Annotated in this window: 14 protein-coding genes; 6 read left to right on the top strand and 8 right to left on the bottom strand. The window is 51.6% G+C overall.

Annotated elements, in window-relative coordinates:
* The first annotated feature begins 4 nt into the window (after positions 1–4).
* The 4 genes from JHU38_RS07760 (at position 5) to metG (ending at position 6,152) form a co-directional block, all read left to right on the top strand.
* A complete protein-coding gene (locus JHU38_RS07760; protein ID WP_107581859.1) occupies positions 5–2,506 on the top strand; it encodes a glycoside hydrolase family 31 protein in 2,502 nt (833 codons plus the stop codon).
* 327 nt (positions 2,507–2,833) lie between these two features.
* Positions 2,834–3,346 (top strand): hypothetical protein, encoded by a 513-nt coding sequence (locus JHU38_RS07755; protein ID WP_107581858.1) that lies wholly within the window; start codon positions 2,834–2,836, stop codon positions 3,344–3,346.
* 175 nt (positions 3,347–3,521) lie between these two features.
* Positions 3,522–3,986: a hypothetical protein gene (locus JHU38_RS07750; protein WP_146157006.1), complete on the top strand. Its 465-nt coding sequence runs from the start codon at positions 3,522–3,524 to the stop codon at positions 3,984–3,986.
* 102 nt (positions 3,987–4,088) lie between these two features.
* On the top strand, positions 4,089–6,152 hold the full coding sequence (metG, locus tag JHU38_RS07745) for a methionine--tRNA ligase (RefSeq protein ID WP_107581856.1): 2,064 nt from the start codon (positions 4,089–4,091) through the stop codon (positions 6,150–6,152).
* Positions 6,153–6,904: 752 nt separating this feature from the next.
* Here metG and JHU38_RS07740 read toward each other — a convergent pair.
* The 8 genes from JHU38_RS07740 to JHU38_RS07705 form a co-directional block, all read right to left on the bottom strand.
* Positions 6,905–7,789 carry a helix-turn-helix transcriptional regulator gene (locus tag JHU38_RS07740; protein ID WP_107582377.1) on the bottom strand — a complete coding sequence of 295 codons (885 nt, stop codon included), beginning with the start codon at positions 7,787–7,789 and terminating at the stop codon, positions 6,905–6,907.
* Between the two features lie 77 nt (positions 7,790–7,866).
* On the bottom strand, positions 7,867–9,078 hold the full coding sequence (locus JHU38_RS07735; RefSeq protein ID WP_199222666.1) for an AGE family epimerase/isomerase: 1,212 nt from the start codon (positions 9,076–9,078) through the stop codon (positions 7,867–7,869).
* A gap of 18 nt (positions 9,079–9,096) precedes the next feature.
* Entirely contained in the window at positions 9,097–10,512 is a 1,416-nt protein-coding gene (locus JHU38_RS07730; protein ID WP_107581854.1) for an MFS transporter, read from the bottom strand.
* A complete protein-coding gene (locus tag JHU38_RS07725) occupies positions 10,509–11,672 on the bottom strand; it encodes a glycoside hydrolase family 130 protein (protein WP_107582376.1) in 1,164 nt (387 codons plus the stop codon). Before JHU38_RS07725 ends, JHU38_RS07730 begins: the two co-directional genes overlap by 4 nt.
* 22 nt (positions 11,673–11,694) lie before the next feature.
* Positions 11,695–12,780, bottom strand: coding sequence for a glycoside hydrolase family 26 protein (locus JHU38_RS07720; protein ID WP_107581853.1), 1,086 nt, complete (start codon positions 12,778–12,780; stop codon positions 11,695–11,697).
* Between the two features lie 59 nt (positions 12,781–12,839).
* Positions 12,840–15,155 (bottom strand): glycoside hydrolase family 3 N-terminal domain-containing protein, encoded by a 2,316-nt coding sequence (locus tag JHU38_RS07715; protein WP_107581852.1) that lies wholly within the window; start codon positions 15,153–15,155, stop codon positions 12,840–12,842.
* A gap of 12 nt (positions 15,156–15,167) precedes the next feature.
* A complete protein-coding gene (locus JHU38_RS07710) occupies positions 15,168–16,457 on the bottom strand; it encodes a glycoside hydrolase 5 family protein (RefSeq protein WP_107581851.1) in 1,290 nt (429 codons plus the stop codon).
* Positions 16,454–17,734, bottom strand: coding sequence for an acetylxylan esterase (locus JHU38_RS07705; RefSeq protein WP_107581850.1), 1,281 nt, complete (start codon positions 17,732–17,734; stop codon positions 16,454–16,456). The genes JHU38_RS07710 and JHU38_RS07705 overlap by 4 nt, the downstream gene beginning before the upstream one ends.
* 942 nt (positions 17,735–18,676) lie before the next feature.
* Between JHU38_RS07705 and JHU38_RS07700 the strand changes: the two genes are divergently transcribed.
* Entirely contained in the window at positions 18,677–21,961 is a 3,285-nt protein-coding gene (locus tag JHU38_RS07700) for a SusC/RagA family TonB-linked outer membrane protein (RefSeq protein WP_107581849.1), read from the top strand.
* Positions 21,962–22,028: 67 nt separating this feature from the next.
* Complete coding sequence (locus JHU38_RS07695) at positions 22,029–23,738, top strand: RagB/SusD family nutrient uptake outer membrane protein (RefSeq protein WP_369917249.1); 1,710 nt, start codon at positions 22,029–22,031, stop codon at positions 23,736–23,738.
* The last annotated feature ends 13 nt before the right edge of the window (positions 23,739–23,751 follow it).

Below are 23,751 nucleotides of genomic sequence, written 5' to 3'. Positions count from 1 at the left end.
ACACATGAAAACCTTCTTCAAATCCTTATGCTTATGCGTCGCCGTAGGCCTGGCGTCGCAGGCAGCGGCACAGCGCAACGTGGCCTATCAGGACGACAACGCCCGGATTTCGCTCGTCACCGACGGCGTGGCCCGGCTGGAATACAGTCCCCAAGGCCGCTTCGTCGACGACTCGTCGTTCGTGGCCGTCAACCGCAACTACCGCCTCGTGGCGTTCAAAGTGAAGAAAAGCGGCAGGCAGGTGACCGTCAGCACCACACGAATGACCATCCGCTACACGGCCGGAACGGGCCGCTTCACCGACCGCAACCTCACCATCACGTCGGCCCGCAATGCGGCGGTGCCCTTTCGCTGGCATCCGGGCATGAAAGACGACCAAAACCTGCTGGGCACCTACCGCACACTCGACGGCTACGACGGCAACCTGCGCCACGGCAAGCCCATGCCCATCGAGAACGGACTGCTCTCACGCAACGGCTGGACGGTGGTAGACGACTCCGAAAGCTATCTCTTCGACCACTCCGAATGGCCTTGGCTGGCCAAAAGGCCCGACGGTGACGCCCAAGATCTGTACTTCATGGCCTATGGTCACGACTATAAGAAGGCACTGAAAGACTTCACGGCCTTTGCCGGACAGGTGCCCTTGCCACCCCGTTACGCCTTCGGCTACTGGTGGTCGCGCTACTGGTCATACTCCGACCACGAACTACGGCAGCTCGTCGACCGCTTCCACACCTACAATATACCGCTCGACGTGCTCGTCATCGACATGGACTGGCACTACACGGAGCCGGGCAAGGGCGGCTGGACGGGCTATACCTTCAACCGAAGGCTCTTCCCCGCGCCCGATAAATTCCTGCGCTGGCTGAAAAACGAACAACTTCAGATTACCTTCAACCTGCATCCTGCCGACGGAATCAAGCACTTTGAGGAAAACTATCCCGCCATGGCGCGCTGGATGGGCATTGACCCTGCCACGAAGCAAGACATCCCCTGGCAGGCTTCGAGCAAGCAATTCATGACGGGATGGCTCAACACCCAACTGCGACCGATGGAGAAAATGGGTGTCGATTTCTGGTGGCTCGACTGGCAACAGTGGAACAACGACAAAGAGTTTCCTCGATTGAGCAACACGTGGTGGATTAACTATGCCGTTTTCTCCGACATGCAACGCCACCGCGATACGCGGCCCATGCTCTACCACCGTTGGGGCGGACTGGGCAACCACCGCTATCAGATAGGCTTCTCGGGCGACGCGATCATCAGCTGGAAGTCGCTTGATTTCCAACCGTATTATAACAGCACGGCCTCCAACGTGCTCTATGGATTCTGGAGCCACGACATCGGCGGTCACATGGGAGCCGACTCCATCGACCCCGAAATGTACGTGCGCTGGATGCAGTTTGGCGCTCTCAGTCCCATCCTGCGGTCACATTCCACCAAGACGGCGGGCCTGAAGAAGGAGCCGTGGGTGTTTGACAACGCGCATTTCGAGATTCTTCGCGACATCATTCGCCAACGCTACGAGATGGCGCCCTACATTTACACGATGGCCCGCAAGACCCATGACGACGCCATATCGCTCTGCCGGCCCATGTACTACGACTATCCCGAAGCGCCCGAGGCCTACACGAACAAGAGCGAATACATGTTTGGCGACCAAATGCTGGTGCAACCCATCACGTCGCCCATGACCGACGGCGTATCGGTGCAGCGGGTGTGGCTGCCCGAAGGCACCGACTGGTATGAGGTTTCCACGGGTACGCTGCTCCGGGGCGGTCAAACCGTCAGCCGCCGCTTCCGTCTCGACGAATATCCGCTCTACGTCAAGGCGGGCAGTATCATCCCGTTGTATGAGAACGCACGGAACCTGCGTGGCAACGACACGCCGCTCGTCCTGGCCGTCTACCCCGGTACGCAGGGGCAATTCATCCTTTATGAGGACAACGGCAACGATAAACAATACGAATCGCGCAACGCCCGCACGCCGCTTTCGTGTCAACGACAGGGCGACCGCCTCACCGTCGACATCGGCGCGCGCCACGGCACATACGAGAGAATGCCTGTCAGCCGTGCCCTTAAAGTGAAAGTGATGGCGTCGGCCGTGCCCACGAAGGTGACGGTTGATGGCCAACCGGCCCGCTACAGCTATGACGGCAGCCGGCTGGCCCTCACGATCGACCTGGGCAACATAGACTGCGCACAACGCCATGTGGTTGAAATCACCTATCCCGCCGACGCCGCTGACGTGGCCGACGGACTGCTGGCCCGCATGCGCCACGCCACGCAGGCCATGGAATGGCTCAAGTATCAGGACGCCGGCATCGTTCTCAACGAGGGGCTCGGCACCATGGGCTCGCTCGGCGAAGCCCTCACCTACCGGCCCACGCAGTTCAATCAGCTCGTCAACGACTTCAACACCAACTTCAATCGCCTCACCGAGCTGTTGAAAGAAAATAAAATCCGTGAGGCCACGGCTAATGAATTTATCAAAAGAATGAGGTAAAGCCAACCTTCTACTTCCGCAAGCCACCCCCTTGCGGAAGTCTTTTTATAACTCAAGACCAAACTGTCTGATTTTCAATCAACTACCCATTATTTTCCAAAACGTTCTTTTCGGCATGTCATCGTGGCCCTTTTGCAATGCAAAAGCACTGCTTTAGGCCGCTAAAAGCAGCCCTTTCGTCGGCCCAAAGTAGTGCTTTTAAAATTATTTAATTCATATTTCCCCGTACCTATTGCTTTTTTTTGTTTATTTGCGTTTATAAAGTGCTGCGGTAGCGTTCCTTTTAGTGTATTATTTATGTTTTACCTATAAAGCATTTATTCAATCATGAGACTACTCCGAATCGTTTTCTACCTTTTTGCCGCCACACTATGCCTTACAACTTTTAGCGGCTGTAGCGGCGAAGACTCCTCTTCCGAAACCCTTTACCCTCAGAAAGTATCGCCTGAGATAACGAGTTTCTTCGAAACCCACTTGCCTGTTTCCGGAAATTCAGACTGCTTCTTTAAGCCCTTTAAAAAAGAAACAGACACCGTTGAAGTCCACATTGTCAATTCAATGGCCGAGCTTCAGCAGCTTTGTTATGCCCCCGTGGAGCTGCCGCAGATTGACTTTAGCAAGTCTATATTGGTCATAGGATGGAAAGAAGTTCCCAATCTGGGTTATGAAGTGGATACTCAAAAACTGCTTGTTTCACCGACCTTTGCTGAATTGTATATAGCAACGAAGCCTTTGGGGCCATGCTATCCGGCATTTAGCCACATGTTCTTTTGGGGATTTTATCCCAAAACAGATGTGGAAAAAGTAAAAGTACACGTTAAACTTAATCATCAGAATTAGCGGTGTTTAATGCTTCATAGCCAAAGCGGAACGTGATGAATAAGCCCTCATCTATCAAAAAAAGGTTAAAAGCCGACATGTCCGACGCAAGATTCCAATTCTTTCCTGTTTCTAAAATAGAACATCATACATAGATAAAAAGGAATAACTCCTATTTTTATAAACAATAGTCGTAATGAAAGTTATAAATCATTTACACATGATCGCAGCCGCTTGCACCATAGCCGTGATGGCAACCCTCCTTTCCTCATGCGGCAATGAATATTCAGACATGAAAGTACCACTTCTGAACAAAGATTTAGTCGTAGTGACCGGCAAGGTTGCCAAAGACACGATTTATTCCATGAATGGTGTTAATTTCAACATTGGCAGAGTATGGATAGAAAAAAGCGACGGTACAAGCTATATTGATACGCAGAAAAATAACCGGAACGAAATCAGTGATGGGCAAAACATAATAGGCAAGATTGAATACGCTGGTGATGAGATTTCCAAGATAGAGATTCCCGATTGGTGCGTCATCACCCGTTTCAAGAAAAAGAAGAAACAATATGCCTATGCCATTGAAGCCCTTGGCCGCAAAGATCTGCACATGTCGCTGATTCTGCCCTATGCAGGTGGGAGCATAGAGATAAAGTAAGGGTCGGGGTAGGTCGTCGGACAGGTCATTTTTCCCCGATTCTATCGCATATTTCATTGATTTAGAGTACCTTTGCAGCTAAATCAAAGATACAAACTTAACATGGAACAGAAAAATTATAAACGCACTACCGTCACCGCCGCGCTGCCATACGCCAACGGTGGCGTTCATATCGGCCACCTGGCCGGCGTGTATGTACCTGCTGACATCTACGTTCGCTACCTGCGGCTGAAGCGGCAAAGCGTCGTTTTCATCGGCGGAAGCGACGAGCACGGCGTGCCCATCACCATCCGTGCCCGTAAGGAGGGCGTTACGCCACAGGACGTGGTGGACCGCTATCACACGATGATCAAGGAGTCGTTCAAGGAGTTCGGCATTTCGTTCGACGTCTACAGCCGCACCACCAGCCCCACGCACAACAAACTGGCCAGCGACTTCTTCCGTAAGCTCTACGACGACGGCAAGCTCGTGGAGCAGGAGACCGAGCAATATTACGACGAGGAGGCCCATCAGTTCCTGGCCGACCGTTACATCATGGGCGAATGTCCCCATTGTCACAACACGGCTGCCTACGGCGACCAGTGTGAGAAATGCGGTAGCGACCTCAGCCCCATGGAACTCATCAACCCTCATTCCACCATCAGCGGCTCCAAGCCCGTAGTAAAGAAGACCAAGAACTGGTATTTGCCGCTGAACAACTACCAAGAATGGCTGAAGCAATGGATATTGGAAGGCCATAAGGAGTGGCGTCCCAACGTGTACGGGCAGTGCAAGAGCTGGCTCGACATGGATCTGCAGCCCCGTGCCATGACGCGCGACCTGGATTGGGGCATCCCCGTGCCCGTGGAGGGCGCCGAGGGCAAGGTGCTCTACGTATGGTTCGACGCCCCCATCGGCTATATCAGCAACACCAAGGAGCTGTGCGACCGTGAACCCGACAAGTGGGGACCGTGGGAAAAGTGGTGGAAGGACGACGACACGCGCTTAGTGCATTTCATCGGCAAGGACAACATCGTGTTCCACTGCCTCATTTTCCCCACCATGCTCAAGGCCCACGGCGGCTACATCATGCCCGACAACGTGCCGGCCAATGAGTTTCTCAACTTAGAGAACGACAAGATATCGACTTCGCGCAACTGGGCCGTATGGCTGCACGAATATCTGCGCGACTTCGAGGGCAAGCAGGACGTGCTGCGCTACGTGCTGACGGCCAACGCGCCCGAGACCAAGGATAACAACTTCACTTGGAAGGACTTTCAGGAGCGCAATAACTCCGAACTCGTGGCCATCTATGGCAACTTCGTCAACCGTGCGCTGCAACTGACCAAGAAATACTGGGACGGCATAGTGCCCGCCTGCGGTCCGCTGGAGGATGTCGATCGCCAGGCCATCGACGAGTTCCGGGACGTGAAAGCCAAGGTGGAGAGCTATCTCGACGTGTTCAAGTTCCGCGAGGCACAGAAGGAGGCCATGAACCTGGCCCGCATCGGCAACAAATACATCACCGAGTGTGAGCCTTGGAAGGTGTGGAAGACCGACCCGAAGCGCGTGGAGACCATCCTCAATATCTCGCTGCAGTTGGTGGCCAACTTAGCCATCGCCTTCGAACCGTTCCTGCCTTTCTCCAGCGAAAAACTGCGCCGGCTCATCAACATGCCCGAATTTGAGTGGAGCCGGCTGGGCGGCACGTCGCTGCTTGAGCCAGGACACCGGTTGGCCGAACCCGAATTGCTCTTCGAGAAGATCGAGGACGATGCCATCCTGCGACAGCTCGACAAGCTCGAAGCTACCCGAAAAGCCAATGAAGCGGCTGCCTACAAGGCTGAACCCATCAAACCGGAGGTGTCGTTCGACGACTTCGAGAAACTCGATATCCGCGTGGGCCATATCAAGGACTGCCGAAACGTGAAGAAGAGCAAGAAGCTCCTGCAGTTCACCATCGACGACGGCAGCGGCACCGACCGCACGATTCTCAGCGGCATTGCCGCCTATTACGAACCAGAACAGCTCATAGGCAAGGACGTACTCTTCGTGGCCAACTTCGCTCCTCGCAAGATGATGGGTATCGAGAGCCAGGGTATGATTCTATCCGCTGTCAACTTTGACGGCAGTCTCAACGTCACTACGACGCTCGGACAGGTAAAGCCCGGCAGCCAAGTGGGGTAGATGAGTTGACGAGTTGACAAGTTGACGAGTTAACGAGTAAAACAAGTTGACGAGTTAACAAGTTGATAGACCGGTTGGAATAAGTTTTTCTAAAGGCTGACTTGCGGCTACCGAGCTATGATTTTCATGTTTGTAAATGGCAGGGCGTGAGCCGTAGGGGCGTGATTTATCACGTTCCGCATTAATAATCAAGCATTATTTATTAAGCTCCGCTTTGCCAAACAAGCATTATTCATCACGTTCCGCATTGCCAAACAAGCATTATTTATCATGTTTCGCATTGGCAATCAAGCATTAAAGCACGGCTAATTTTAGAAAAACTTATTTCGAACCGGCCTTTTTTGTTAGAAAAAATCGCATTATTTTAACACTTCCGCAACACGTCATCCGGCTGTCGGCATGGCGAAAAATTCCTTTGATTTGCCGATTTTCATACTCTTTTATGCTCAAAGCTATCCTTTTACCGGCCAAAAGCATAGCGATTACGCCGCCAAAGCATAGCTTTTAGCCGATGAAAGGGCCGCGATTACGGCCTGAAAGCATAGCGATGAAGGGCGAAAAAGCGAAGGGGAAACGCCATAAAAATCGCAATACTTTGATAACCAGCGCTTTATAAACTTGCGCTAAAATCGCTTATTTGCGCCCAAGTCTTTTCTTTTTCAGAATAATGCCACTTTTTTGATGGTAGATGTAAAGATAATTCAGAGTGTTGCAATCATCGACACAATCTGTTCGATGGCCTCATTCTTGCCTTAAACTATCACTTTGATTTTGCGATAGCTATTCCTGAATTCTGTTGGCGAATAGCCTTTCTTACGCTTGAAAATACGATTGAAGTTACTCATGTTGTTGTAACCGCACTTAAAACTGATCTCCGCCACCGTCTCCGTAGTATCTACCAGCATCCGCGTGGCATGCCCCAAGCGAATATCCATGATGTATTCACTAAGTTTCCGACCGGTATGAAGTTTGAAGAACCTGCAGAAAGCGCTTTCACTCATGTAGGCGAGGTCCGCAAGCGTTTTCAGGCGCAGGTCATACATGTAGTTATCATTGATATATTTCTTCACTTTCAGTATGCGTCTGCTGTCGTCTTCAATGTTCACTTTCGCGTAACTGCTTGAAGAAAGCGTCCTGACGCCCTCGCAATGGGAGAGCGTATTGAGAATATCCAGAAACTGCATCAGCGCGCCGAAGCGGTCAGTAACCTTGCTCAAAGTGTCAAGTTTATCGTAAACACGCATGATGGCAGACATGGGAAAACAGAGCCCTTTTCGCGCTTCTACCATCATTCGCCTGATACTCGCGAAGGGAGTCTTACCAAAGAAAATGTCGTCATCGCCCATGCCGAATTGAAATTGTATGGTGATTTCTCTCACTTCCTCACTCCGGCATTGATGTTGCTCCCAAACATGTTCAAGTATCGGACTGGTAATCAACACCAGGTCATAGTCGCCTATGATCTCGCTGCTGTCGCCTACGATGCGCCTTACTCCCGCGGCATGTTCCACGAAATTGAGTTCAAACACGTCATGGTTATGTACAGGATAAGAGAATTCCTTCTTGATACGGTCCGCGATGTAAAGCGCGTCATTCTCCATCAGGGGCGTTATCTCATGCAATACGTAACCGTCGATCATACTGTAATATCTTCATTAACCAAGTACAAATATATGGTGTTTTCATGAAAAACATCCACTCTTAATGCCATATTTCATTTCGCGCGGCTCTCTTCCGAAGGCGAAAACCTTTCTATCACCTCCAGACACATTCTCGCGTTATGGTACGGACATTTCCAGAAGCCGGCTTTGTCGCCCTTTTTGTTTGGCTTTCCATTCTCATCGCAGCTCCAGTACCACTCCCCATTCACGTTATCGATGAGATGGGTCTTTGTGTAAGTCCAGCATTGCCGGGCGATGTCGAGCGCGCGCGTGTCGCCGAAGTGTTGGTAAAGGTCTAAGTAACCGATAACGCTTTCGCACATCACCCACCATTGGCGTTGCGTGTCGACCGCTCCCGTATCTGTCCACCGCTCGTATATCATCGAGCCGTCGGGCCGCAAGCCTTCTTCCGCGGCAGCTGCAATCCGGCGTATGGCGTCCTCTACCCTTGCGAGCAAGGCCTGATCTTCCAATACAAGCGCTGTTTCGTGCAGGAGCCATACCGCCTCTATGTCGTGTCCGAAGCTCTGAATGTTGCGCTTGCCTTGCCATTCGTCATCGAAAAACAAGTCGAGATGCGATGTTTCCGGATTGAGAATCTTGTCGAGAAAGATGTCGATGAGGTTGCGAAGTCGTTTCTCAAGCGTCTTGTTTTTCCATATCCTGTACAGATTGGTATAAGGTTCGATGACATGCAGGTGCGTGTTCATCGTTCTCGAACCGTTTTCGTCCTTCTCGCTCAGACGCATGTCCATGATGGGTTTCCATTCGCGTGTGAGCGCTTCCACATAGCCATTGTTCTTCGCGTCGAAAGCCTTTTGCTCAATGTCGTAGTACAATCCCACGGCCGTGTCAAGTGCCACGGGGTCGGCGGTGGCTCTGGCGTATTCGCTAAGACCATATATGGCAAAGCCTATGGCGTAGGTCTGCTTCTTGCGGTCGGCGGGATTGCCCCGCGCGTCGACGCTCCAGAACACGCCGCCATATTCCTTATCGATGAAGTGTCGCAGTATATAGTCCTTCGCCCGTGTTGCCGCCGCCAGGTATTCGGGCTTCTTCTCCACCCTGTAAGCGGCTGAGAAAGCCCATAGAATGCGGGCATTCAGCACGGCACCCTTCACGGCTTCAGGCACCACTCGGTCGTTTCCGTCAATCTGTCCGTAAAATCCGCCGTTCTCTTCGTCCCGCATATTCTTCAGCCAATAGCCGAGAATGTTGCTTTCGAGCGTTGTCCGCATCTCCTGTTTCAAAACTTCCAATGTCATCATTGCCATCCTCCGGTTTTATGTTTTCTGTGTTTGTTGCTTTCTCTTGCTTTCCAGTTCGGCCGAAATCTCCCTCATTCTGCTTTCCGACAGCGGATAGAAATAGATGAATACAAAGCTCAATAAGGCTCCGGCGGCCGGCAGATAACTCAAGAACATCTTGATACCTTGGATGGTTTCCGCGCTCTGTACGCCGTTTGCCTCAAAGCCGAATGCCGCCAACATCCATCCCGTTACGGCCGCGCCGAATGCCCAACCTATCTTTTGGCTCATGGATGAGGAAGAGAAGATGAGTCCGGTGGCCCGGTTTCCGGTTTTCAGTTCGCTATAATCGGCACAGTCGGCATACATGCTCCATAGCAGTGGGAAGATGCTTCCCGCGCAAATACTGATTAAGGCTTGGAAGATGAAGATGAGTACGAGCTGGTCTTTGTCAAACTGAAAGAAGATAACGCTCAGTACCGTTGCGGCAACCATCGACAGCATGAACGTGCGTCGCTTGCCGATGCGGTTGCTTACAGGCGCGGCAAGTATCACGCCCATAATGTTGGCAGCTTGCCCTACGGCCAAGTAAAGTCCGCTCAGGACAAACGAAATGCCTAAGAAGGGAATGTCGCCAAAGGCGGACTCGTCCACGAAATACTTGAAATAATAGACCGTGGCACCGTCTCTTATCGAGTTGAAAATCAGCGAAGCCACGCCCGCCCCAAGCAAGATCCACCACGGTTTGTTGTGCAACAGGTCGCTCAAGTCTTCTTTCAGCGATGTCTTTGTTTCCTTCACGGGCTTCACTCTTTCACGGGTAAGGGCAAAGCAGCCCAAGAACAAGGCAGAGCAAGCGATGCCGATGACCACCACGGCCATCATCCAGCCAAACTGGGGAGCCGTGAGCCAGCCATACGTCATGCCGCTATTGTCTTCCCCTCCGAAGGCATTGACCAACGGTATAAAGAGCAGCAAGGCGATGAACGAACCTAAATAGGCAAACACCATGCGGTAGGTGGCAAGGGTATTCCGATCCTTGATGTCGGCACTCATCACGCCCAAGAGCGACGCGTAAGGCACGTTGATGGCTGAATAGACCATCATCATCAGCGCGTAGGTGACAAAAGCATATACCACTTTGCCCGTATTGCCCAACGGAGGAGTGAGGAATGTCAGTACGCCGATAATGCTGAAGGGCACTGCCAGATACAGCAGATAAGGGCGAAACTTGCCCCATCGGCTTTCGGTTCGGTCGGCAACGACCCCTACGATAGGGTCGAAGAATGAGTCCCAGACGCGGGTGATGGCAAACATCGTACCGACAACGGCCGCTGATATGCCGAATACGTCGGTATAAAAAATCATGAGGTAGGCGCCAAACAGCTTCCAGAACATCGACGATGACATATCGCCCAGCCCGTAGCCCACCTTTTCTGTCCATTTAATCATAATCCTTTGTTTTTATTGACAAGCCGCTTAATGGTCTCCACACTGGCAGCAGTGGTAAATCCGTCTTGCGGCGTGTTCATGCAATAGTCTGTCAGTTGGTCGATGGTAGATGTCGCCACGTGCATCCTTGTGTCTGAAGAAGCGTAATAGATGAACACCTTTCCGTCTTCGTCGGCAATCCATCCGTTGGAAAATACCACGTTCATCACGTCGCCGATATATTCTTCTCCCTGCGGCACGAGAAAGTAACCGCCGGGTTGGGCAATGACCTTTGTGGGGTCTTCGAGGTCGGTCATATACATATATAATACGTATCTCAGTCCGCTGGCACATCCTCTCACGCCGTGAGCGAGGTGCAACCACCCCTTGGGCGTTTTGATAGGATGAGGTCCTTCGCCGTTTTTCATTTCCATGATGGTGTGGTAGTGGCGCGCGTTGATGATGATTTCATCCTTTACTTCGGCATGGGTGATGTCATCGACCAATGCCCAACCGATGCCGCCACCCGAACCGGTGTCGATGAATCCGTCCTGCGGGCGTGTGTAGAACGCGTACTTTCCGTTCACAAATTCAGGATGAAGCACCACGTTACGCTGCTGGCTGCGAGTTTTCAAGTCGGGCAAACGCTCCCACGTCTCCAAGTCTTTGGTACGTGCTATAGCTGCCGTCGCGGTGGCAGCCGATAAGTCGCCGGGGAAGTTGTCATCATGTCTTTCCGCGCAAAACACCCCGTAGATATAACCATCCTCATGTGCCGTGAGACGCATGTCGTAGATGTTGGTTGCCGGTTCTTCCGTGTCGGGCATGGTGATGGGAAGCTCCCTGAAGCGGAAGTTGTCTATCCCGTTAGGACTTTCGGCGATGGCAAAGAAGCTCTTGCGGTCGGCTCCTTCCACCCTGACTACCAAAAGATACTTTCCCCGCCACTTCATGGCACCGGCATTGAGCGTGGCATTCATCATGATACGCTGCATGAGATAGGGATTATCCTGCTCGTTGAAGTCGTAACGCCACTCAAGCGGGGTGTGCTCGGCCGTGATAATGGGATGCTGATAACGTGTATAGATTCCATTACCCTCCGCGATGGGAATATTGGTACGTGTGAGCAATGCTTCGTGTTTCTGTCGAAGCGCTTTTACTTTTGATGAAAAATCGTCCATGATGTTATTAGTGTATGTATTATTAGTCATTTTTATAGGCTCTACCGCCCACGTCTTTGAGAAAGAGCAACGCCCTTTCGCGGTGAATTTGCCGAAAGTTCGCGGCACAGGCCTTGTCCGGAGCGGGCCCGAAGTTCTCTTCCTTGTTGTCCCAAGCGTTACGCCACAGGAGGACATAGCACGGAACGAACCCTTTAAGGGCGGGAAGCAGGGTGGAGGAGTACCATTGCGGGTCGGGCGTATTGCGGTATCCGCCTTCCGTCAGCGCGTACAGTTTGTTGTGCTTTGCCGCGTAATCGTGCATGATACGCATTTCCTGTTGTCCCTGTTTGATAAATTCGGCCTGTGTGGTATGTTGGTATAGGTCTACCCCTAACAAGTCTACGTATTCGTCTCCGGGGTAGAACGTGAGGAATTTTTCCGTTGTATCGTCAGACGAGGCATTGGGCGAATAACTCCATACGATATTGGTCAGGCCCGCCTTGCGGAAGTTGTCGACCGTCATCTTGAAGAGTTGGATGTATTGTTGGGGCGTACACGACTTGACACCCCACCAGAACCAACCGCCGTTCATCTCGTGCCAAGGTCTGAAAATAACGGCTATCGGCTTGCCGTCTTTTGTCTTCAGCGACTTCATGAAGTCGGTCAGGCGCCGCAGCCATAGGTTCATCTTCGCGTGTTCTCTGCCTCCGGGCAATGACGCCGCTACGGCTTCACCCTCAATCATCCACGCGTTAGCGCCGGTAACGGGATTGTGCGGATGCCAGCTTATGGTGATAAAGCCCCCTCTTTGATAGTGGGCCTGTATCTGTTCTCTTATCTTGTCGAACGGCACACCATCGATATTCTTTTCGTTTCCCAGTTCCAGACCGCCCAGTTCGCAGCCCAATACAGCCGGATAGTCGCCACAAACATCCTTGACGTCGCTTCTTCCGAACTCCCATTTCCATGTGGTTCCGTAGAAGAGCGCGTCCTGATGGCCCATCATGATACCTTTTTTCTGCCATTTGGCCAGTTTCTTGATAAGTTTCTGCGCGGGCGTCTTGGCGTCGGCATTCATACCCATGTAAAGAAACAGAGCCGCTAATGTCGTTGCTATCTTTTTCATTTTGCTGAGTTTTTTTGTATTCGGGGAGATATTATATTTCATTTTACCGCCTCGAATCTTTATTTTACCGCCTCGAACGTGGCTTTTTTCAAGTCGGAATCCTTGCTGCTACCGCCTACAAGTACCTCGAAGACGCCAGGCTCCACACCATATTTCATGTCGATGTCGTAGAAAGCCAGTTTCTCTTGCGGTATCTCGAAGGTGATGGTCTTCCGCTCTCCCGCCTTCAACGCCACTCTCTTAAAGTCTTTGAGCTCTTTGACAGGCCGCGCTGCCGATGCCACCACGTCGTTGATGTAAAGCTGACAGATTTCCACGCCGTCTCTCGTGCCCGTGTTTTCTATCGTTATCGTCGCGTTCACGCTCTCGTTGCTTCCAGCCTTGATTTTGGTCTTGTCTAACGAAAGGCCGGAGTAAGCAAACGTGGTGTATGACAATCCGAAGCCAAAAGGATAGAGCGGTTCGCTGTTTCCGCATACCACAGGATGGAAGAATGCCGATTTCTTGTGGTTGTAATAGGTGGATATCTGTCCTACACCGCGCGGAATGGTCATCGCGAGTTTGGCGGAAGGGTTCACTTTGCCGTAGAGTATCTCGGCAACAGCCTGTCCGCCGAACTGTCCGGGTTCCCACGCGTTGATGATAGCGGGTACATGTTCTGCCGCGTAACGCACGCTGAGCGGTCGCCCGCTGATGATGATAAGCACGGTAGGCTTGCCCGTTTCGTTCAATCTTCGGATAAGTTGGTCTTGCAATCCCACCAAATCGAGGTTGTCACGGTCGGTATCTTCGCCCGATGTACGTTCGTTCCATCTGAAACGCATCATGTATTCGCCGCAGCAAACGATGTTCAGGTCACAACTTTTGGCAGCTTCCACCGCCTCGTCCACCTTCGCCTGCGACATATTGCGTGGGTCCCAGCCTTGGTCTACGAATTGGAAATCGGTGGAAGGAGCGATCTGTCGCAAGCCTTTCAATACCGTACTGACCTTCTCTTCCGGTTGCAATTCGCTCCAGTCGCCCATGATATTCTGGTCGTTGGCGTTGATACCGGTTACCAACACACGCTTGTATTTCTTCATATCGAGCGGCAACAGGTTGCCTTCGTTCTTCAACAGCACGATACTGTTGCGTGCCGCTTCCAATGCCGTTTGCTTGTGTACGGGATTATTGATGACCTTGTCGCGTGTCTTCGCGTCACCGTAAGGTTGCTCAAACAGGCCTAACCTGAACTTAACGGTGAGGATTCGGCGCACGCTCTCATCGATTCTGCTCTCCGAGATATGTCCTTCCTTCACCAATTCCACGACCGATCGCACCCATTCCGGACCGTGCATGTGCATATCCATGCCGGCCAAGATACTCTGTTTGAACGCTTCCTGATGGTCGGTGGCGGTGCGATGCTGGTCTACGCAATGCTCTATGTCCATCCAATCACTCACCACAAATCCCTTGAATCCCCACTCCTTGCGTAGGATATCGGTCATAAGCCAACGGTTGGTGTGGCAAGGAATGCCGTTCAACTCATTGTGCGACATCATCACATTCCAATCGCCACCCTGCTGAAGGGCAGCCTTGAACGAGGGGAAGAAGACCTCTCTCAACGTTCTTTCCGATAAATCGGCAGGCGCTCCATTGGTTCCGTTGATAGGTTGGGAGCCGCCCACGAAATGTTTGACGCATCCCAGCACGTCCTCCGCGCTATCCAAGTTGCGTTGATAGCCCCTGTTGGTGGCTACCCCCATGCGTGTTACAAGGTAAGGATCTTCTCCGAAGGTCTCTCCGCAGCGGCCCCAACGGCCATCGCGAGCCACCTCCACATTGGGATTAAACGTCCAGTGCATGTTCATGGCCCGCATCTCCAAAGCCGTTTGGCGTGCAATGGTGTAGGCCATGTCTACGTCGAACGACGACGCCAAGCCTATATTGGTGGGATATACCGTGTTGTCCTTACACTTGGCATTGCCGTGTATGGCGTCAATGCCGATGATAAGAGGTATCCGCAAACGGCTTTGCATGTTGAGACGTTGCAGGTAATTGGCCTCCTCCATGGTGAGAACGTGGAGGAACGAAGATACAAGTCCCTTCTTAGTCCACTCTTCCATGTCCTTGACCGTTACTCCCGGATAGAACGCGTTGGCCGTGTTGGTGGATAGATCGGCAGTCGACATCGTCGCTGAATTTTCCTTGAAGTGCGCGATACCCACAAGTTGGTTCATCTGTCCCACCTTCTCTTCCAATGTCATTCTGCCCAAGAGGTCTTCCACTCTCTGTTCGATGGGAGCCTTCGGGTCTTGATATACCGGTTTCTTTACCTTTCCTTGCATGGTTAATGTCATGGTTGCCATGGATATAAATAATGCTAAATGTTTCATATTCGACAGTGTTTATTTAATTTGTTTTCTTATTCGCTTGATTTGTCCGGATATCGTCCTGAGGGTACTCTTGTCGCTCATGAATACCGAATTGAGTCCTTGCGCTTCCTGGGCAGGGTCTCCTGTGTAGTCGTCTCCGGGTTCCCATTGTTCGTGTCGAGGCTCCGCGTATCCGCCCCAGCCCCAGAAGTTACAACCGGCAAGAATGCTTCCTCTTGCCGCGTACTCCCCGATGAGGTCGAAGACGTGGCGGTAATATTCATCCCTGCTATCGGTCGCGGATGACTTGGAGAAAGAGAAGCCGTCGCGAGGGAAGCCGAATTCTTCCAAGACAAGGGGCTTACGCAATTGCTCGCAGATAGCGATGTGCCTCTCAATATACTCATCGGTATTCCTCTTTGCCCTTTCCAAGTTGGCAGCAAGCGAGTCTTTCTTCGCCCACCCCCAGTTGTATGGCCATATATGTATGTTGCAATAATCCACATTCGGGTCCGCACAGACGCGTCTGTACACGTCGTAACTTCCTTCGCATCCATGCGCTCCTTCCGACCCTATTGATACCAAATGATTCTTGTCGATACGTTTTATCAAAGCCGAAGTTTCGCGCAGCCAGCGCTCAAAGCCCGGTAACGCGGCCTTTGAGAAAGCTCTCGGCTCGTTGCCTATCTGCCACGACATGATGGAAGGCTCATCGCAATAGCGTCTTCCGGTGTATCTGTTGGTGCGCGACAGGATGAACCGCACATGATCGTAGAACAATCGCTGCGCCTTTGGGTTGTCGGCAAACTGCGATGAATACTTCTGATAAGCCTCATAGCCTGCCTCATCGGGTCTCACGGCTTTGCCCGCGCCCGCCTGTTCGAGATAATAGCCATAGCCGCCGCTCCATTCCCACGCGTTGTTAAGGTAGAGAATGGCAAGCATTCCGCGGCGTTCCATTTCCATGAGCAGATAATCCAGTCCGTCGAGAATGGTGTCGTTATACACTCCGGGCGCCCGTTGCAGCACAGGTTCAACCTTGGTTTTCACACCTTCCTCACCATCGCTGCCCACCATAATCCGCAGGTTGTCGATGCCCATGCGTTTCATCGCGTCGAGTTCTCTCTTGAGCCGCTGCCTGTCTCCGCCGCGTCCTGTCGAGCCAAGGATGGCTCCGTACCAGAAGTTCGTGCCGATAAAATAATACGGTTTGCCGTTACGGACGAACTGTCCGTCCTTCACGCTCACGAAGACATCTTGTGCGGCGAGCGATGACGCCATGCCGATGAAAAGCGCGGTTAATAGGAGTCTTATCTTATTCATTGCTTCACGTTGAGTTGTTTGAAGATCCATTGTTGCCATTCGTCCCATTGTTCTTGGAACCAGAAGTGCCCCGTGGCTTGATAAAGGCTCAACGCCTTGTTGCCGGGCACGATATTATAGGTGGCGTATGCCGTCGTGGGCGGCACCACTTCGTCCACATATCCGAAAGAAAACCAACTGTCGCAGCGGATTCTCTTCGCGAAGTTCACGCCGTCGTAATATCCGCTTACCTTCACCTTGCGTTCGTCGGGTTGTTTCTGTCCATAGAAATAATGTGGCCATCCGCACGCTCTTCCACGCAGCGAAGCCGTGTGGTCGCACATGGCGGCATGCACTACGCCGATGAAACTCACTCGCTTGTCCAACGCGCCGCATACGAGCGAGAGCATGCCGCCTTGGCTCGACCCCGTAACGCCCAATGTCTTGCCATCCCATTGGGGCTGGGCGGCGATATAGTCGATGGCTCTCAGGGCCCCGATAAAGACGCGTTTGTAGGCCATTTTGTCACGGTCGTCAGTGCTGAAGTCCCAATATCCGTTCAACGCTCCCGCCGCCAAGTCGTCGTAGACGCCCTGCGGCATGGTGACGGGTATGCCATGGATGCCTATTTCCAAGGTGATGACGCCTTGTGAGGCGGTTCCTATGTCGCCTTGATAAGGACGTACTCCCGCCCCGGGCACGCGCAACAAGGCCGGATAGCTGCCCGGTTTGGCGGGCACGCATAGGATGCCGTATATGCGACTTCCCCATTGGTTGTTGTTAAAGCTCACCTCGTAGACGTTCACTTGGTCCGTGCATCGCTCGGGCAGGAGCCTCTTGCGACCTTCCAAAGGCACGTTCCGCGCGTCGGTCAACGCCTTTTGCCAAAAACGGTCGAAGTCGGACGGCTCTACGGCAGTGGGTCGCAGACGCTCGGGCGAGAACCCAACCGTGCACAGACCTTCATATTTCTTCCCGTCGATTTCGCCGCCGACCTTCAGTCTGTAGAAACCCGGCAGCCGCATTTTGGCTTTCCATGTCATCGTGCCGTCTTTCAATACGACACCTTGTTTCTTTACTTCGGGATACATTTCGGGACCCGCTTCGTAGTCGACCTTTACGCCTTTCAGCGGGCATCGGCCTTTCATGACCGACACCTTGAGCACCACTTCCTCGCCCACCCGATAGTTCCAGTCGGAATGATCGGGCGATACGACGATTTCTATGTTGCTGCCTCTGATTTGGGCAAGGCTTGTAATCCACGCTAAGAGTAAAAAGGTTAAACTTATTTGTCTCATCAGCACCAAATTGTTTTTAGTTATTTAACGATGCAAAGATATGATTTAAAACAACAACTTATTAATACTATTTTGATAAAAACTGATACTTTGTCGCACAAACGTATATAGATGGCGTGTTTGACGCGGAATGACGAGGCGACCAAAGGGAAATGACGACGAATCATATTTACGGCCGGACAAGAAATTAACTTAAAAACTGCCTTGAAAAACATCATCGGCAAAACGATGAAATAGAAAAAGAACGGCATTGAATCCGCTCTTTCACGATGGCAAACCACACTCTTTTGAGGCGAAAGAGCCACTTTGGAAGTGTCAAAGCAGCCCTTTCACAGGGTCAAAGTGGCCCTTTTATAAGGTCAAAGCATAGCTTTGGCGGCCAATTCAGGCTACATTCAGCCGTGTTTCAGCCTATATGACGCTCTTTTTCCGTTGACTTTATATTATCGGACAGTATATTTCGCTGATAATCAGCCATTTAACAAAACAGCAGAAAAACGGCTTATTTGAAGCCAAGAAAACGAATGAGCCAAAAGAACGCAAGGAAAATGGGCGAGAATTAATATTTAAAGCAAAATTAGTTGTATATTGAGAGCTACGCGGTTTAAGCGGTTTTCGCCCGTTTGTCTTCCGCGGCATCTATATAGAAATAGGTGTCATTTCCTGATGAGAAGCCCCGGTGAAAAGAGGATTGTTATACCCGTTTCCGTCATTTGACAACATAGTATTATAATGTAATAAAAAAGTATTAACACAATACAAACATAATACTCTATCTTTGCAGCGGATATTCTTAATTGAAATAATTGAAAGTTAATTTATCTTCCCTTTAAAAATCAAACGTGCATGCAAACCTAAAAAAGTAAATGTCACATGGGCCTGCCGCCAAGCGCTGTCATCGCGGCGGTATAAATAAAATTTAATAACCAACCTAAATAACAAATGAAGATCAATCGCAGTAAAATCGTTTTGCTTGCAGGAGTTCTGTCGTTGACACCTGTCGGATATTCCGCACAAGTCTATGCCGGCAAAGGCAACAACATGTTCGCCGCTACGCAACAAGCAAGAAAGGTTACCGGTAAAGTAACCGATGGAACCGAACCAATCATTGGCGCTACCGTCAAGGTGAAGGGGACAAACAATGCCACCATTACCGATCTCGACGGTCGTTTTTCCCTAACCGTCTCTGAAGGCTCCGTTATCGAAGTGTCGTATGTGGGCTTTGTCACACAAAGTGTGAAGATTACAAGTAAATCGGAATATACCATTGTGCTGTCGGAAAACAACACCTCGCTCAGCGAAGTCGTCGTGGTGGGTTATGGCTCGATGAAGAAGAGCGACGTTTCCGGCGCCTCGGTCACCATGGATGAGAAGAAGCTACGCGGCTCTATCGTTACGTCCTTGGACCAAACCTTGCAAGGACGCGCTGCCGGCGTAACGGCCGTAAGCACCTCCGGAGCCCCCGGCACGTCGTCAAGCATCCGTGTGCGTGGGCAGGCCACCATCAATGCCAATGCCGAACCGCTATATGTCATCGACGGAGTCATCATGCAAGGCAGTGGCGCCAGCGGTTCCTCGCTCGGCTTGGGCGACGCCTTGGGCAATGGAAAGGTTTCTACCGTTTCGCCCCTTTCTACCATCAACCCCAACGATATCGTTTCGATGGAAATCCTTAAAGACGCTTCCGCGACAGCCATCTATGGCGCGCAAGGGGCCAATGGCGTTGTCCTGATTACGACGAAGAGGGGAAAACCGGGAGAAGCCAAGTTCACATACGACGGCATGGCGGCCATCAGCAGACAGACAAAACGTCTCGATATCATGAACTTACAGGAGTTCGCGAGTTATTATAACGACTTCGTCAGTACGGGACAGATAAACGCCGCCACCGCCGATACCCACTACGCCGACCCTTCTATCCTGGGTAAGGGAACGAATTGGCAGGACGCGATCTTCCAAACCGCTTTCCAACACTCGCATCAGGTGGCGGCACAGGGAGGTTCAGACAAGGTACAGTATTACGTATCGGGCAACTTCATGGAGCAGGAAGGTACCATCATCGGCAGTAAGTTTGACCGTATGGGCTTGCGTACCAACCTCGACGCGCGACTCAAACCGTGGCTGAAATTGGGCATGAGCGTCAATTTCTCCAACACGAGCGACGACCTGAAGTTGGCTGACAGCGAGCAGGGTATCATCAACTATTCGCTTACCACGCCGCCCGACATCCAAATATATAATATAGACGGAGGCTACTCGTCTATCTCACGTCAAGGCTTTACCAACCCCAACCCTATCGCCATGGCGATGCTGAACGAAATCAAGCTCGAGCGAAAGAAGCTCAATGGTAACCTTTTCTTTGAGATAACTCCTATCAAAAGCCTTGTTTGGCATGCCGAAGTGGGTTACGACCTGAGTTCGGACAGAGCGCGCAACTTCCTGCCGACAGTGGATCTCGGAACATGGAAACGCAGCAAGAACTCGGCTTCCGTACAGAAATCGACAGGTACGTTCTGGCAAATCAAGAACTATCTTACCTATACCAACACGATCGACAAGCACTCTTTCTCGGCCATGCTCGGTCAGGAGGCTTGGGAAAGCAAGTACGATCATAACAGAACATCCAATACCGACCTGCCCTCGAACACCGTAAACAATCCCGCGTTGGGTACAGGCACGCCTTCCATTAACGTGGGATTCGGCAGTTCCGCCATGGCTTCGTTCTTCACACGTCTTACCTACGGCTTCGATAACCGCTACAACGCGACCTATACTTATCGTTATGACGGCAGTTCCAACTTCGGTCCTAACAAGCGTTGGGCAGGTTTCCACTCGTTTGCGGCTTCATGGAGGTTTATCAATGAGGCTTTCTTCCAGAAGAGCGCGTTAAGCAAGATTGTGAGCAACGGTAAATTACGCGCGGGATGGGGACAGACCGGCAATGCCAACATCGGTTCTTACAAATGGGGAACCCTCATGACCGCCATCCCTACGTTGTTAGGCAAGTCTTACCGTCCGGCCAATATTCCTAACCTCGACGTGCAATGGGAGAGCCAGGAGCAATGGAACATCGGGCTTGACCTCGGTGTTCTCAACGACCGTGTAAGCGTCACCCTCGACTGGTATCGCAAGGAGTCGAGAGACATGTTGATGCCTTTGCAGTTACCTTCTTACATGGGAACGTCGGGCAATGTTTCTTCCGTGCTCGCCGCACCCTACGGCAACTACGGCACCATCCGCAATACCGGTTTTGAATTGACGGTTAACACGCATCCGCTCACGGGAGCTTTCCAATGGGATTCCGAATTTCAGATTTCGTGGAACAAGAACAAGTTGGTAGCCCTGTCGGGCACGACAAGCGCGGCAATCGTGGGCTACGGACAGTGGAATGACGTGGTGAGCATGTCTAATGTGGGCGAATCGCTTTACAGCTTCTATGGCTTTGTTACCGACGGCGTGTATAAAGATCTCAAGGATTTGGAGACATCGCCCAAGACTTCCAAGTATCCGGCCGACGGAAAAAGCTTCGATCGCAATACGACACCGTGGATCGGCGACTTGAAGTTTAAGGATCTTAGCGGACCTAACGGTGTTCCCGATGGCGTGATCGACGACTACGACAAGACCAATATCGGTTCGCCCATGCCTAAGTTTACCTTCGGATGGACCAACACTTTCAGGTATAAGAACTTCGACTTGAATGTATTTATCAACGGCTCTTACGGCAACAAGGTGTTCAACTATATGAAGATGAGACTCACCCGCATGAATACCTTGTGGAGCAATCAGCTCACCGATGTCAACAACCGTGCCCGTCTTGAACCTATCGACGCCGCCAAAACCTATCCCGCAGGCAGCTATTGGTACACGGACGCGAGCAACATACGTGTGGCTAACCCGACAACCGGCATACCGCGCGCAACCATCACCGACCCCAATGACAACGACGTCATCAGCGACAGATACGTCGAGGACGGGTCTTATATAAGGCTGAAGAATATAGCTTTGGGCTATACCTTCCCCAAGAAGTGGATTTCAAAGTGGGGAATTGAGAACTTACGTGTCTATATGAACCTCCAAAACCTGATCACCCTTACCGGATATGATGGCTATGATCCCGAAATCGGCGCCAGCACGTCAGACATTACGGGTTATGTTTACGGCTTGGATAATGGCAGATACCCTTCTCCTACAACTTTTTCTTTTGGCTTGAATCTTACTTTCTAACTTAAATCATCCGCAAATGAAACTGCATAAATATATCAATCGTATAGCGTTGTCGGCAGTATTGAGCATGTCACTTGCCTCATGCAGCGACTTTCTTGACCGTCCGGCAGAAGATTCCTACAACGCGGGAACATTCTATAAAGACGATACCCAATGTATTCAGGGTGTCAATTACCTGTATAACTCTCCCTGGTACGACTTCCAACGTGGCTTTATCAAGGTGGGTGAGGTGATGTCGGGCAACTATTACTGGGGCTCAAGTCCCTACATGACGCTCACTGTAAACGGCACTGACGAAGACTTGGTCAACATGTCATACTCGCTATGGTCGGTCATCGGCCATGCCAATACGGTCTATAACAATCTCAAAGGGGCCACAGCCTCTGCGGCCGTGAAGAACCAGTGCATGGGCGAATGCCTTGCTTGGAAGGCGATGGCGTATTTCTTCCTCGTGCGTTCGTTTGGAGAAGTACCCATCGTACACGACAACTCAACGATGTTGGCGGACGGTTCGTACAGCAATACGCGGAAGGTGGAGAAGGCTGACATCTACGAATATATCATCATGACATTGGAAAAGGCGATGGAACTGCTTCCCAAGTCAGGCTCACCGGGTCGTGTCGACTACTACGCGGCAGAAGGATTGCTGGCGAAGGTGTATCTTACGAAGAGCGGTTTGGCGACCAACGGAAACGGACAACGCAATGCCGAAGACCTGGCAAAGGCGGCCATGTACGCAAAAGACGTGATAGACAACAGCGGAAGGAAATTGATGACGACTTATTCGGACGTCTTCCGCTTGCAGAACGCGTTCAATAGCGAGGCGCTGTTCTCGTGGCTTTGGACCGCCGACACGAGTGTATGGACGGTTCAAAACACATTGCAGAGCGACTTGGGAATGCAAGGCTTCGACGAGTTTGGCGACTGTTGGGGTGGCTATAACGGTCCTTCCATCGACTTGCAGGAGGCTTTTGGCGTGTCGCCCATCGACAATCCCGATGGCAGGGCAGACGTAGATGTACGCCGTAAGGCAACCATGATGATGGCAGGCGACTTCTATGAGTATTTTTGGACGGACAAGACCGACAACAAAGGACGCAAAGGCTTTAATTTCCTGCAGTTCTTGTATGATTCGAATGATTACGGAAGCGGCGGTCCCGGACTGCTGCAGAGCGCGACGGGCGCCAACTCCGTGAAGCATCTTTATGGCGACGCTTACGACCATAAGACGTATGCCGTCGACGGCATCTCGGCTTCCAACATGCACAGCAGCCTTTCGACGCCTATCCTCCGGCTCTCTGATGTCTACCTGATTTACGCGGAAGCCGTGATAGGAAATAACGGAAGCACCACTGACGCGAATGCCATTGACGCGTTTTATGCCGTGAGGTCACGGGCCATCAAGTCGGCCTCACGTCCTACGAGCCTCACCTGGAGTGACGTATGGAAGGAGCGTCGCCTCGAATTGGCGATGGAAGGCGACCGTTGGTACGACTTTGTACGCCGCAGCTACTATGACCTTTCGGGAGCGATCAGCGAACTGAAGCAGCAGAAACGCAATGCTTATTTCGGCTTGGACGCCCTTTACAAGAATTATTATACGAGCGGCTCATGGAATGTCAATACCACAGACATGAAGTATGACACCGATACACAGGCTCCGAATGTTACACAACAGACATTCACCATGCCTTATCCTACCCAGGACGTGGTATTCAACCAGCGCTTGCTGGATAACGCCATCCATGTGGATGTACGTGCAACCTATTCTTATTAACCCCCAATCATGA

Origin of the sequence: Prevotella illustrans (assembly GCF_017426725.1) — a bacterium.
In the GTDB taxonomy this organism is placed as follows: domain Bacteria; phylum Bacteroidota; class Bacteroidia; order Bacteroidales; family Bacteroidaceae; genus Prevotella; species Prevotella illustrans.
The sequence above is the reverse complement of the archived record's forward strand: the minus strand, read 5'-3'. Positions and strand labels throughout refer to the sequence as shown.